Here is a 13,020-nt window from a genome sequence, read left to right as displayed (position 1 = left end):
TTGAGAGCACCATCTATCAAAGGCCTTTTTGAAACAACCTAAATTAGCGCGAACTTAGTTCAGCGTGAAGGGTTTCGTTTTTCCAAAAATCCCTCCGGCGGCTAAGTGAACCTTAGTTGCTGACAAATAAGGAGTCTATATGACGACTACGGTATCTACATCCGTACCTACATCTCAAGCTGCTAACGCAGCGCCGACAGAGAAAGAAGTAAACCACCCGTTTCTCTCTTTGGTTATCATGGTGATCGTTGCTGCAATCGCAACTTACTTCATCCCTGCTGGTGAATTCGAGCGAGTGGTCATGAATGGCCGCACGGTTATCGACCCAGAGAGCTACACACAATTGACGAGCAACCCAACAACATTAGCCTCTTTTTTCGAATCATTTTTTAAAGGCTTCAAATCCGCTTCTGGCGTGATGGGCGTTGTGGTATTTGTGGGTGGTGCTTTTGGCATTATCAAACACATGGGCTTGTTAGACGCATCCGTTGTTGCACTAACCACTAAGCTAAAGAAGCAAGGCTTGTACGTAATTGCGCCTGTGATCATGACGGCGATTTTCTTCAACGTCACCTTCACCGGTATGCGTGAACTTGATGTCATCTTTATCTCTTTGATGATCCCGATCTGTATCAAGCTTGGCTATGACGCGATTACGGCACTTGGCGTTGTTTTACTGGCAAGTTGTGCCGGTTTCGCAGCCGCTTTGGCTAACCCATTCTTTACGGGTATCGCACACACTATCGCTGAACTGCCTATGTATTCAGGCATGTGGTATCGCTTTATTGTTGGCATGTTCATGTTGCTAACAGGTGCTTGGTATGTACTTAACTACGCGCGCAAAGTTAAGCAAGACCCGACCAAAGGTTTGTTGCACGGTACGGGTTACCACTACGAATCTAACGTTGAAGCGAAAACACTCACCACACGTGAAAAGCTTGCGGGCATCGCGTTCTTGGGCGTGTTCGCATACATGATCTTCGGCACGTTGACGATGGGTTTCGGCTTCACCGAGATTGCGGGTGCATTCGTGGCGATGGCGATTATTCCGGGTTTGGTGGCGGGCTTATCTCCGAACAAGATTTGTGAGTACTGGACCAAAGGTGTTAGCGATGTATTGGTTGCGGTACTGATCATCTTCTTTGCTCGTTCAGTGCTAACCATTATGGAAGACGCGAAGATTGTTGATTCTATTATCTTCTATCTTGCACAAATCATTTCTGGTAGCTCTAAACTTGTGGCAGCAGCAGGGATCTACTTCTCGCAGGCTGCGATCAACCTGTTTATTCCATCAGGCAGTGGCCAAGCGGTGATCACCATGCCAATCATTATTCCGTTGGCAGATATTGGTGAAGTGACTCGCCAAGTGGCAGCACTGGCTTCTCAATTGGGTGATGGTATCTCTAACTATATTTACCCAACTAATGGTGGCTTGTTAGCGGTATTGGCTATTGCAAAAGTGCCTTACACCAAGTGGGTTCGTTTCTTCTTACCGTTATTCTTGTTCTGGTCAGCGGGTGCATTGGTTTCGGTTGTGATTGCTCAAATGATTGAGCTAGGGCCTTTCTAAGGTTTCTGTTTAATCGAATACATGGACAGTTAAGGCTTAACTGAAGCTGTGTGAGTAAATAAGAAGGCAGCGAATTCGCTGCCTTTTTTCGTTTAAAGAAAAGCTATTCCAACGTTAAAGGTTACTCTTCAAATTGGTAAGAAGAGGGCACCACAATCACGCCTTGTTTTGATATATGGAAGCGTTTCGCATCGGCAAGGCCATCAAGACCGATCTGGGTTCCGTCAGGCACCTTAACGTTCTTGTCGATGATGCAGTTTTGTATGTGGCAATTTTTTCCAATCTCAACATCTTCAAACAGAATACTATCAATCACAATCGCGGCATTGCTGACTTTCACTTTTGGGAAGAAGATTGAGTTTTGCGCCGAGCCGCCTTCAATTACAACGCCATTCGCTATCATCGAGTTGATGAATATTCCTTGATTACCTTCAACTGAAGCAATGGTTCGTGCGGGTGGCAGCTGCGGTTCGTAAGTACGAATCGCCCAATCAGGTTGATATAAATCGATAGGCGAAGCTGGCTTTAACAGGTCCATGTTGGATTGGTAATAAGAGTCGATAGTACCAACATCTCTCCAGTACGCATCTTGGGTTACGCGACCTTCTTCGTCACCAAACTTATACGCGTAAACACTGTTGTTGCCGACTAACTTGGGAATGATGTCTTTACCAAAATCGTGGCTTGAGTTCGGATCTTCGGCGTCCGCCAGTAGCGCTTGTGTTAACACCTCTTTATCAAAAACGTAAATACCCATTGAAGCCATGCTTCGAGTCGGCCTACCAGGTACACATGCAGGGTAACGTGGCTTTTCGGTAAAGTTATTGATCTCTAGAGATTCGTCTATCTCCATCACACCAAACTCTTTGGCTTCGTCAATCGAAACCTCCATGCACGCCACGGTTAGGTCGGCCTCGTTCTTTTTGTGCTGCTTGAGCATTGGCGCGTAATCCATGCGATAGATATGGTCACCGGATAACACCACCACATGCTTGGCTTCACTACGAGAAAGCAGATACAAGTTTTGATAAATCGCATCGGCAGTACCGCTGTACCAGCTATCACCGGTTCGCATTTGTGGGGGAACATTGGTGATGTATTCGCCGAGCTCGGGGTTAAGCACCGACCAACCATCTCTCAAATGTTTTTGCAAAGAGTGAGACTTGTACTGAGTCAGCACCAAAATTTGGCGTAGCCCGGAGTGCAAGCAGTTCGCGAGAGTGAAATCGATGATTCGATATTTGCCACCAAAGGGTACCGCAGGTTTTGCACGGTTATCAGTGAGAGGGGAAAGCCGAGAGCCAACACCGCCGGCCAGAACGATTGTTAGAGTGTCTTGCATGATCAGAACCTCAATGTATTTATGATTATGAACATAGACTTGCAAGCACTAAGCCAAATGTAACTCATTGAATATTAAATGAGGTGAGGCTGATTCTTGTAGACCTGCACCAAATTGATGCGTACGAGATATTGGCTTGCTCTATTTTGATCCGAAGAGATCTGTGCAAAGTGATGGGGTAAATTAACAAGATGACGCACGGGAAAGTTGCATTACAAAACTGTCAATAAAATGAAGGAATAAAGTGATCGGGTCGATATAAATTTACATAAATAATCACAACTTTTCACAAATTGATTTCCATCAATAAAGTAGGGTTATTCTATGCTACCTTGCACGCAAAATAAGAAATGATTACTCATTCACCAATAAAGATTAAGCCCCCAAAAGGAAATTATAATGAAAAAAACAGTATGTGGTATTGCGGTTATTGCGGTTCTTATGTCAACCAACGTTCTTGCTCATAAAGAAGGTGATTTCATCATCCGTGCAGGTGCAGCGATTGTATCTCCAAACGACAGCAGTGGTGATGTACTAAACTCGCCAGGTTCAGAGCTATCTGTTGATTCAAATACTCAGCTTGGCTTAACATTTGGCTACATGTTTACCGATAACATCAGTTTAGAAATTCTTGCAGCAACACCATTTTCACATACTGTATCTACTAATTTGGGTGGATTAGGTGATATTGCTGATGTTAAACATCTTCCACCGACGTTGATGGTTCAGTACTACTTTGGTGAGGCAAATAGTGAAATTCGTCCTTACGTAGGTGCGGGCATCAACTATACGTTCTTCTTTGATGAAGAATTTAACGGTACTGGTAAAGACGCAAAACTAAGAGATTTGTCTCTTGATGACTCATGGGGTCTTGCTGCAAATATTGGCGTAGATTACATGATCAATGAAGATTGGTTCCTAAACGCATCTATTTGGTATGCAGATATCGATACAACTGCAAAGTATAAAGATACGGCAGGTAATCAATACTCAACAGATGTTGATATCGACCCATGGGTATTCATGATCGGTGGTGGTTACAACTTCTAACCTTCTTTATTAGTTTACTAAAGGCGCTCAAGCACCAGCCAGCTTGAGCGCTTTTTTTTGCGTGCTTGTTAGTGAAGTGTTTAATCTAACTTATTGTTGTTATGGGTAAAGCAAACTGATTGTCGTCATTTATTGTTAATAAAAGAGAAAGATAACTGTCATAACAGCCCTCTATGATCGCGATTCAAATTATGGAGGATATATGAATCGTAAATTTAATAAGCTGACACTATTACTGCCTATCGCCGTAAGTTCTGCTCTAGCAGGCTGTTCTCAATCAACGTCAACATCACCAACGGCTGCTATCCCATCTCAAACGTCACTTGATGCTTTTAGCTTTCAATGCCAATCCATCGAGCAGCCAAGCGCTTCCAATGCTGAGGTAACCGGAATCAGTCTGGTTGGACGTGCTATTACCGACGCTCCGTTTGATACCTCAGCAGCCGAAATCGTCAGCTACGATTCATGTACCGATAAGCTTTATGTTGTGAACGCTCAAGCGCAGAAAGTCGATGTGTTATCAATGAACTCGGCTAGCGAACCAACATCTTCGGGTTCGATTAATCTTCAATCAGCCGCTGCGGCTTCTGGTATTGATATCGGTGCTGCAAACAGTGTGTCTACTCATCAAGGCCTAGTTGCGGTCGCGATTGAGAATGCCGACAAACAACAAAACGGCATCATTGCACTTTATCGTTCAGACACGTTAGAGCTGATCACTACTTATACGGCTGGTGCATTACCGGACATGGTGAGCTTCTCGAAAGATGGTCGCTATATTGCCTCTGCAAATGAAGGTGAGCCGAATGCGGATTACAGCATTGATCCTGAAGGTTCAGTAACGCTGGTGGATTTAACCAATGGCCCTTTGCAAGCGACAGTCACTCAAATTGATTTCAACGCATTTAATCAAGGTCAGCCTCGCCATGCAGAACTGACTGACAAGGTTCGAATCTCTGCGCCGAATGCAACCGTTGCTCAAGACCTTGAACCGGAATACCTAACGTTTGCTGATAACGGAAAACTCTACGTTGCCCTTCAAGAGAACAACGCTTTGGCCGCGATTGATGTGGCGAGTGCACAAGTGGATGCGATTCTTGGACTAGGCGGAAAGCCTTGGGACAGCGCTAAGCTAGACGCTTCAAACAAAGACAAAAACATCGGTAATCTACAAAGCTACGCAATGTTAGAAGGCCTTTACATGCCAGATAGCATCACCAGCTACAGTGTTGATGGTAACACCTACATTGCGACTGCAAACGAAGGCGACGGCCGTGAGTATGGTATCAAGACCACGCAAAAAATGTGTGATGAGAAAGGTTTCGAGTGGGATGGCGATGACTATCAAGGCACCGAAAACTACACCACAGAAAAAGACTTTTGTATCGCGTATGTCGATGAAGTACGCGGCAAGAAGTTAGACGTTGACGCTAACCACCCATTAGCAGGCGCATTGAAAGACAACAAGCAACTTGCACGTCTTAAAGTGATTAAGCCACAAGGGACACTCGCTGCTGACCAAAAGGTTCAAGCATTCGGTAGCCGTTCTTTCTCTATTTGGGATGAGTCAGGTGAGTTAGTGTTTGATAGTGGCGATGATTTTGCTCGAATCGTACTTGAGCAAGATCCTGCAAACTTCAACAGCACCAATGATAACAACCAAAGCGGTGACGATCGTAGTGATGATAAAGGCGTAGAACCTGAAGCTATCGAAGTGGCTGAGATCAACGGTAAGCACTATGCCTTTATTGGACTTGAGCGCCAAGGTGGCATCATGGTTTACGACGTAACACAGCCTAAAAACGCAAGTTTCATCAGCTACTTGAACAATCGCGACTTTACTCAGCCAGTGTGCACTAAGGTTGATGAAGACGGTGATTGCGACAACGAGACTTACTACGCTAAAGCGGGTGATTTAGGCCCTGAATCAATTAAGTATTTCACACGTTCAGGTAACCACTTTATTGCGGTTGGGAACGAAGTGAGTGGTAGCACATCAGTTTATCGCGTTGAGTTTTAATCAAGCTTATTACTAGCAATTAGCTCGAATCAAAACAAAAGCGCCACTACTTATTCAGTAGTGGCGCTTTTTTAGTTCATCGCTTGTTTAGTAGCGATAGCAAAGGCCTATGGCTGTTGCTTAGTTGGCGCTAGAGCAATTTCACGGATACATACGTTCTGTGGTTGTTGGTAAGCGAATGATACAGCGCGAGCGATATCGTCAGCTGCCAATACGCCCCCCATGTCTTCTTTCCAAGAATCGTAACCGTCTTTGATCTCTTGAGATGTTGTGTGAGACAGAAGCTCAGTCTCTACAGCACCTGGTGCAATAGTGGTAACACGAACGTTTGAAGCCGCAACTTCTTCACGAACGTTTTCAGAGATAGCGTGTACCGCGAACTTAGTACCACAGTAAGCAGCGTGGCTTGGGAATGTTTTCTTACCCGCGATAGAGCTGATGTTGATGATAGTACCTGTGTTACGTTCCATCATCGGAGCAAGTACAGACTGCATGCCGTTTAGAAGACCAATCACGTTCACATCGAACATTGTCTTCCACTCTTGAGCGTCTTGAGTATCGATTTGACCAAGAAGCATTGCACCAGCGTTGTTAATAAGCGCGTCCACAGGGCCAAATTTCTCTTCACCTTGTGCGATTGCTGCATCAAAAGACGCTTTGTCTGTTACGTCTACTTTCACTGATAGTGAGTTTGGTAGGTTCAACGCTTCAAGGCGGTCAACACGACGAGCTAAAAGTAGAAGAGGGTGACCTTCATCGCTTAGACGACGAGCGATTGCTTCACCAATACCAGAGCTTGCACCTGTAATTACGATTAGTTTTTTCATTTTATTTCCTCTGTACTTTTATTGCGTCGGTTGGCTACGACGTGTTGTTTAAGTGCATTCGAATCAAGTGCTTGTTGCCTTGCTTCGTTGCGATGGAGGTATATTAAGGAAAATAGCATTGTTGATATATAACTCTTTACTTGAAACACTGTTGCTGTGGTGCAACAATAAAAGCGTCTATCTCATAACTTCATTAGTAATCTGGCGACTATGCTCAATCAAATTAACCTGTCTGATATTCGCTCTTTCGTGCTTATCGCTCGCTTAGGTAATTTCACCAAAGCGGCTGAGGAGTTGGATGTGTCTCGTTCCCACGTATCACGCCAAGTGAGTAGCCTAGAAAAACAGATGGGAGTGACCCTGTTTATCCGCACCACTCGAACTTTAAGGCTGACGCACGCAGGGCAAGATCTATACGCGAGATGTGAACAAGCCTTAGATAATATAGACCAAGCTCTGATTGCTGCGGTGGACGATGTCGAAGAGGTGCGCGGCGATATAAAAGTAAACTGTGTCGGCGGTTATTTGGGTGAGGTGATCATTGCGGATCTAGTGAATGAGTTTATGCAGCTCTACCCAGACATCAGCATCAGTCTTGATTTCAGTAGTAACCGAGTCGACTTGATTGAAGACGCGTTTGATATTGCCTTTCGAATGGGAAGCTTAGAAGACGCGGGCTTTATCGCAAGAAAGCTTCTGGACATTGAGATGGGAACACTCGCGAGCCCTGAGTATTTTTCTCGTAAAGGAAAGCCTAATCACCCTAAGGATCTTATCCACCATGACTGCTTAACGGGCTCGGTGCGTAAGTGGAGCTTTCAAGCTCTGGACGACACAAAGAAAACGGTTGATGTGCATGTGACGGGCAGACTGCAATGTAAAAATGGGCGAGTGTTGGTGCAGGGCGCGAAGTCGGGCAACGGAATTATTCGTGTACCAACCATCTATTGCTTACAAGAATTGAACGACGGGCAATTGCAGCAAGTGTTTGAAGAATGGGTAGTGCCTAAGGTCGACTTTTCAGCGATCTACCATCGAGACCGCTACCAACCAAGCCGAATTCGAACCTTCATTGATTTTGTAAAAGGCCGTTTTGAGCAAATGCCAGTCAGCTAAATAGTGCGTGCTGCCTACCTTCCTCCTTCTTTTGGCAATAGTTGGGCTGGCTTGGGCTTACATCTCGTCGATTTCGTTTTGTAGGTTTTCCAGCTGATCCAGAATCAGTAAAAATTTCTCACCAAACTGAGTCACTTGGTATTCAACTCTTGGTGGCAGTTCGTTGAACATTTGCTTATCTAAAATCCCAAATTCTACATTTCGCTTCAAACATTCATTCAATACCTTGGTCGATAACCCTTCGACCGAGCGCACCATTTCACCAGGGCGATTAATGCCATTTGCCAGTAATTGGTAGACCGTTAGCGACCATTTACAGCCGTAGATGGTTTCTACCATGCGAGCGGAACGCTCTGGTGCTGATTTTCTTGAAAAAAAGTTTTCCTGATTTTTCATAAAGATGTACCAATAAGTACCTACCTAACCGATTTGTACTTACTATTCATAGTGTTAGTTCAAGGCCTAAGATTACCACGTTCACATGACTTAGGAGATAACAAAATGAACTTCACTAAAAATGGTATTGCAGTAGTAATCGGTGGCACGAGCGGTATGGGCTTTGAAACAGCGAAGCAGTTAGTCGCTCAAAACATCCATGTGTTGGTTGTCGGCAATAACCCAACTAAGTTAGATAAAGCGGTGTCAGAACTTCAATCACTAGGCCACGCTTCTGGTTGGCAAGCTAACCTTTATGATGATGCGAGTGTGTCTCGCCTTATTGCGCATTTAGAGTCGCTCGAAGAAGGTATTGGTTACCTTGTTAATGCTGCAGGTTACTTCAACCCTAAAGCGTTTATTGAGCACCAAGAATCTGATTACGAGCAATACATGCAGCTTAATAAAGCAACCTTCTTCATCACTCAAGCGATAAGTAAATTGATGATCAAGAACGGCGGTGGCAGTGTGGTTAACGTTGGCTCTATGTGGGGTAAGCAGGCAATCAAAGCGACGCCATCCTCTGCCTATTCAATGGCTAAAGCTGGCTTGCACGCATTAACACAGCACATGGCAATGGAACTGGCTGAACATAACATTCGTGTAAATGCGGTGTCTCCGGCTGTGGTTAAAACGCCGATTTACGAATCTTTCATTAAACCTGAAGAAGTGGATCAAGCGCTAGAAGGTTTCAATGCGTTCCACCCGATTGGTCGAGTCGGTTTACCGAAAGACATCGCGAATAGCATCTCTTTCTTACTGTCAGACAGTGCTGATTGGGTAACGGGGGCAATCTGGGATGTTGATGGCGGTGTGATTGCTGGCCGCAATTAATTAGGATTCTTTTTAGGTGGCTGTCGCGCAGGCAAAATAGCAGCAAGATGGCCTCCTTGATGAGTATTCGCGTAGAATAAAAGCTAGAAAGATAATAAGAATAATTAAAACGATAACAAGAGTAAGGTCGCCATTATGTTCAACATGGATTTTTCAAAGAGACTGGTTATTGAAACCGAATTATTAGATTGGATTGCAAGCCCTGCCAAAGGGGTATGGCGCAAGCCGCTTGAAAGAGAAGATAAAGAATCAGGTCACACGACCAGCGTGGTGAAGTACGATCCTGAATCTTCGTTTTCTGAGCACCCGCATCCGCAAGGCGAAGAGATCTTCGTATTAGATGGTGTGTTCTCAGATGAAACTGGAGATTTCCCTGCAGGCACTTATATCCGTAATCCGCCGGGTAGCGCGCATTCCCCATCAAGCAAAAATGGCTGCACGATTTTGGTTAAGCTTAATCAGTTTGATGAGAGAGACTTAACTCAAGTTCGCATCAATACTCTAGAAACGGAATGGCTCGCAGGTATCGGCGGTTTACAAGTGATGCCACTGCATGAATTCGAACACGAGCATGTCGCTTTAGTTAAGTGGCCAGTTGGCGAACGTTTTCAGCCGCATCGTCACTTTGGCGGTGAAGAGATCTTTGTGTTGTCCGGTACCTTTAAAGATGAACATGGCGAGTATCCAAAACACACATGGATGCGTAGCCCTCATATGAGCGAGCATTTCCCTTGTGTGGAAGAAGAGACGGTTATCCTAGTGAAAACGGGTCACCTGCCATTGGATTAAAGGAATGCTCAATATAAAGATGAGAAAGCCGCATTGTTTTGAACAAGCGGCTTTTTTAGTTTTTATATATGAGCTGACTAGTAAGCGACACCAATACGTTGGCGTGGGAACTTGCCAGCTTCTAGTTCATCAATCATCGCGATAGCGTAGTCGCTGACGGATATTTTGCTGTTGCCATCTTCGTCAGTGAGCAGTTGATCACCACCTGTGCGGTAGGTTGATAGCTTATCGCCCGGGAAGATTTCCGCAGCAGGGCTCACGAATGTCCAGTTAACCTTGTCATTAGATTGTTTGAACACTTCAAGGGCTTCTCCTTGTGCTAGCGCTTCGTTTTTGTAGTCCGCAGGGAAGTCAGGAACGGTAACTAACGGTACGTTTGGCGCCACTTCTAATGAGCCTGCACCTCCCACCCAAAGTAGACGTTCGATGCCAATGCTTGGCAATGTATCAAGCAACTTAGCTGCTGTGTTTTTTACGATGTCGTGATTGCCTAGAGCGCGTCCACCAATCGAAGCAATTACCGCATCAACGCCTGAGAAAGCGGTCGCTAGACTTGCCGCTTCCTCTTGTAAATCAAATGAACGAACTTCAACATCGCTGATTTCTACGCGGCTTGCATCTCTTACAACAGCAACAACTTCGTGTCCGCGAGATTGAGCTTCTTGAGCGATGTGACTACCAATCCAACCTGATGCGCCTAATACTGCAATTTTCATAATGTCTCTCCAATTATCTAATTTATTGCGTCTGTTTCTCGACAGCCATTGCAGTCTAATAGCTCACTAGATTGCGATAAATATCGTGAAATGATGTAGATTGTATCTACACAGTTATCTAATAGGCTTGGTTAAGTCGGTAAGGGAGAGTGTGATGGACAGGTTGACGGCGATGCGTAGCTTTGTTGAAGTCGCAAATTGCGCCAGTTTTACTCAAGCAGCAGAGCATTTGGACATGAGCCGTTTACAGGTTTCACGGCATGTTCAAGAGATCGAAGGGTGGTTAAAACAAAGGCTTCTGCACAGAACGACTCGTAAGGTAAGTTTGACGACAGCGGGGGAGATTGCGTTACAACGTTGCGAAAAAATACTCCATGAAACGGCGGAGCTAGAAGTCACTGCACTTAATCAAACCGATGCTCTTTCCGGAACCATTCGAATAGCAGCCCCAATTGGCTTGACTCAACATATGCTGTTGGATGTGGTCGAACAGTTCACCGAGCGCCACCCTAATATCACGGTCGAACTGTTTGCCTCAGACCGCTTTACTCAGCTGGTGGATGAGAGGATCGATATTGCACTTCGTTATACCGATCAACCTGATGATAGTTTGATTGCACGAAAGCTAATGGTTATTGATTCAGTGGTGTGTGCCTCGCAAGCCTACTTAGACAAACATGGTGAACCTGAAACGGTCGAGGCGCTTCGACAACACAATTGTTTTCGTCACTTGAATGTTTCTAAGTGGGATTTTGTTAAGGACAATCAACACTATTCAGTTGAGGTGTCTGGCACTATCAAGGCTAATGATGTTGGAGTGCTAACTCGCGCCGCACAGCACGGGAAAGGGGTAGTTCGTTTACCTTGTGACTTAGCCAACCCACTGATTGCGAATGGCAAATTGATACGAATATTGGATGAGTTTGTTTCACCGAGTAGTGTGCTGTGGGCGGTGTATTTGTCTCGTAGTTATCAGCTGCCGGTTGTTCGTCAGTTCATTGATTTTGCCGCAGAAGCTTGGTCTAGCGATATCAAATCTGGCGATGTTTGAAACTTCATAGGCAATGATACATAGCGATAGAATTTTAAAAGCTCATAAATACAAAAATCCGATATCAATGGTGATATCGGATTTGAACTCAATAATTCAGAGTTCCAGCACGCTCTCCTCTCACGAAGTCTTTACATGTAATGATGTACGGATAATCGGGTATTTATTACCTTTTCGTTTACGTCTGGTAAAGGCTGATACAAGCTTCTCGTAATGTCGGATAATACTTGGTCGTAAACTTGCGACACGACGCTAGAGATATCACTGGTTAATTCGTACATGCTATCTGCCGGTTGGGTCGCTTCGTTACTTGATGCGATCTCTGAGAGTGCATGCATCGCTCGCGTACAAACCGGTGACCCACTACTAAGAGGGCAGATAATCGATAATTGGTTGAGTTTACGGTGTGTCTGAGATGCGTAGAATTTGAATCTCGCATACTCTTCAGGTTTTTCCATATCAGGTATGCACATTCTCAGCTTGGTCAAGATCTCCATGCAGTCTAAGATCTGTTGCCAATTCATGTGGTATTCACTACTCATGTCTTCTCGCTCAGACTGGATCAGCCAGATGATCATCACTTCATCCATCAAGAACATGCTGTGGCGAATTGTTTTGCCATGAATCGATTGGTTACGCACCAAGCTGCGGTTTTGCCAGTCGCTGTGCATGGCAATGAGCTTAAGGTGATAGATGCGATACATAGGGCGACTATCAAACGAAACATGAGATTGAAGCAATTCAGAGACCTCAAGTATGTTGTCGTAAATCTCGTTCACTTTACGAATCGAGTCGCTAGATAATTTATAAGCCAGAGCGTAATGCGTTGCCGCGCGATGTTTACGTGATAACAACAATAGCTCTCTAAGCAAAACTAAGGTTTCGAACCGGTGTGATAGCGCTGTTTCTCTCTTCCTTGAGAAATGATACAGGGCGGAAAGTACTAATAGGGATAAACCCACTGAAATAACTACAAACATATTCTACTCCTAATATCTGTATACCTACTTAGTGGTAGTGCAGACACCGTGCCAAAATATATAATTGTTAAATTTCAATTGCTTATGTTTTTTCTCTATTTATGGATGTTCAATAATGGTGCATGACTTCACCATTCGAGTGAATTCTTCTCATATTTTGCAGGACTTTTTGAGAGGTTACGCTTTTCTTGTGATTAGGCTGGGGAGGTTTCGATAGGTAGGGACACTTCGGCGATCAATCTCTAGCTCGTCTCAAAATACGGAAATTAAAAAGGCCTAATTCTTTAATG

At 44.6% G+C, this 13,020-nt stretch carries 12 protein-coding genes; 7 read left to right on the top strand and 5 right to left on the bottom strand.

What is annotated here, in order from left to right:
* Positions 1–139 precede the first annotated feature (139 nt).
* Entirely contained in the window at positions 140–1,570 is a 1,431-nt protein-coding gene (locus AB4138_RS18240) for a YfcC family protein (RefSeq protein ID WP_372307167.1), read from the top strand.
* 121 nt (positions 1,571–1,691) lie between these two features.
* Here AB4138_RS18240 and glgC read toward each other — a convergent pair whose 3' ends face one another.
* Entirely contained in the window at positions 1,692–2,912 is a 1,221-nt protein-coding gene (gene glgC / locus AB4138_RS18235) for a glucose-1-phosphate adenylyltransferase (RefSeq protein ID WP_017064925.1), read from the bottom strand.
* 399 nt (positions 2,913–3,311) lie between these two features.
* On the opposite strand from glgC, the gene ompW reads away from it, so the two are divergent.
* Positions 3,312–3,962: an outer membrane protein OmpW gene (ompW, locus tag AB4138_RS18230; RefSeq protein WP_372307164.1), complete on the top strand. Its 651-nt coding sequence runs from the start codon at positions 3,312–3,314 to the stop codon at positions 3,960–3,962.
* Between the two features lie 202 nt (positions 3,963–4,164).
* Complete coding sequence (locus AB4138_RS18225; RefSeq protein WP_372307162.1) at positions 4,165–5,982, top strand: choice-of-anchor I family protein; 1,818 nt, start codon at positions 4,165–4,167, stop codon at positions 5,980–5,982.
* Between the two features lie 107 nt (positions 5,983–6,089).
* Here the strand turns inward: AB4138_RS18225 and AB4138_RS18220 are convergent, their stop codons facing one another.
* On the bottom strand, positions 6,090–6,809 hold the full coding sequence (locus AB4138_RS18220; RefSeq protein ID WP_004733012.1) for an SDR family oxidoreductase: 720 nt from the start codon (positions 6,807–6,809) through the stop codon (positions 6,090–6,092).
* Positions 6,810–7,019: 210 nt separating this feature from the next.
* On the opposite strand from AB4138_RS18220, the gene AB4138_RS18215 reads away from it, so the two are divergent.
* Entirely contained in the window at positions 7,020–7,925 is a 906-nt protein-coding gene (locus tag AB4138_RS18215; protein ID WP_102534422.1) for a LysR family transcriptional regulator, read from the top strand.
* 57 nt (positions 7,926–7,982) lie between these two features.
* Here the strand turns inward: AB4138_RS18215 and AB4138_RS18210 are convergent, their stop codons facing one another.
* The gene (locus AB4138_RS18210) at positions 7,983–8,321 is read right to left on the bottom strand and encodes a helix-turn-helix domain-containing protein (protein ID WP_017087099.1); all 339 of its coding nucleotides are present in this window, start codon (positions 8,319–8,321) and stop codon (positions 7,983–7,985) included.
* A gap of 105 nt (positions 8,322–8,426) precedes the next feature.
* Between AB4138_RS18210 and AB4138_RS18205 the strand changes: the two genes are divergently transcribed.
* Together AB4138_RS18205 and AB4138_RS18200 are read left to right on the top strand one after the other, a co-directional pair.
* Complete coding sequence (locus AB4138_RS18205) at positions 8,427–9,194, top strand: SDR family NAD(P)-dependent oxidoreductase (RefSeq protein WP_009846265.1); 768 nt, start codon at positions 8,427–8,429, stop codon at positions 9,192–9,194.
* Between the two features lie 135 nt (positions 9,195–9,329).
* The gene (locus AB4138_RS18200; protein WP_372307159.1) at positions 9,330–9,983 is read left to right on the top strand and encodes a cupin domain-containing protein; all 654 of its coding nucleotides are present in this window, start codon (positions 9,330–9,332) and stop codon (positions 9,981–9,983) included.
* A gap of 77 nt (positions 9,984–10,060) precedes the next feature.
* On the opposite strand, the gene AB4138_RS18195 is transcribed toward AB4138_RS18200, so the two are convergent.
* A complete protein-coding gene (locus tag AB4138_RS18195; RefSeq protein ID WP_108123746.1) occupies positions 10,061–10,699 on the bottom strand; it encodes an NAD(P)-dependent oxidoreductase in 639 nt (212 codons plus the stop codon).
* Between the two features lie 154 nt (positions 10,700–10,853).
* Between AB4138_RS18195 and AB4138_RS18190 the strand changes: the two genes are divergently transcribed.
* Positions 10,854–11,750, top strand: a complete 897-nt coding sequence (locus AB4138_RS18190; protein WP_372307156.1) for a LysR substrate-binding domain-containing protein — start codon at positions 10,854–10,856, stop codon at positions 11,748–11,750.
* 131 nt (positions 11,751–11,881) lie between these two features.
* Here the strand turns inward: AB4138_RS18190 and AB4138_RS18185 are convergent, their stop codons facing one another.
* Positions 11,882–12,730, bottom strand: a complete 849-nt coding sequence (locus AB4138_RS18185) for a hypothetical protein (protein WP_372307154.1) — start codon at positions 12,728–12,730, stop codon at positions 11,882–11,884.
* Positions 12,731–13,020 lie beyond the last annotated feature (290 nt).

Origin of the sequence: Vibrio sp. 10N.286.52.C3 (assembly GCF_041468865.1) — a bacterium.
Lineage (GTDB): Bacteria > Pseudomonadota > Gammaproteobacteria > Enterobacterales > Vibrionaceae > Vibrio > Vibrio crassostreae_C.
This window is presented reverse-complemented; position numbering and strand designations above follow the sequence as displayed.

Coding starts and splice junctions, on each gene's coding strand:
- AB4138_RS18200 (WP_372307159.1), top strand. CDS start 9,330: ATGTTCAACATGGATTTTTCAAAGAGACTGGTTATTGAAACCGAATTA.
- AB4138_RS18195 (WP_108123746.1), bottom strand. CDS start 10,699: ATGAAAATTGCAGTATTAGGCGCATCAGGTTGGATTGGTAGTCACATC.
- AB4138_RS18220 (WP_004733012.1), bottom strand. CDS start 6,809: ATGAAAAAACTAATCGTAATTACAGGTGCAAGCTCTGGTATTGGTGAA.
- ompW (WP_372307164.1), top strand. CDS start 3,312: ATGAAAAAAACAGTATGTGGTATTGCGGTTATTGCGGTTCTTATGTCA.
- glgC (WP_017064925.1), bottom strand. CDS start 2,912: ATGCAAGACACTCTAACAATCGTTCTGGCCGGCGGTGTTGGCTCTCGG.
- AB4138_RS18225 (WP_372307162.1), top strand. CDS start 4,165: ATGAATCGTAAATTTAATAAGCTGACACTATTACTGCCTATCGCCGTA.
- AB4138_RS18240 (WP_372307167.1), top strand. CDS start 140: ATGACGACTACGGTATCTACATCCGTACCTACATCTCAAGCTGCTAAC.
- AB4138_RS18190 (WP_372307156.1), top strand. CDS start 10,854: ATGGACAGGTTGACGGCGATGCGTAGCTTTGTTGAAGTCGCAAATTGC.
- AB4138_RS18205 (WP_009846265.1), top strand. CDS start 8,427: ATGAACTTCACTAAAAATGGTATTGCAGTAGTAATCGGTGGCACGAGC.
- AB4138_RS18210 (WP_017087099.1), bottom strand. CDS start 8,321: ATGAAAAATCAGGAAAACTTTTTTTCAAGAAAATCAGCACCAGAGCGT.
- AB4138_RS18215 (WP_102534422.1), top strand. CDS start 7,020: ATGCTCAATCAAATTAACCTGTCTGATATTCGCTCTTTCGTGCTTATC.
- AB4138_RS18185 (WP_372307154.1), bottom strand. CDS start 12,730: ATGTTTGTAGTTATTTCAGTGGGTTTATCCCTATTAGTACTTTCCGCC.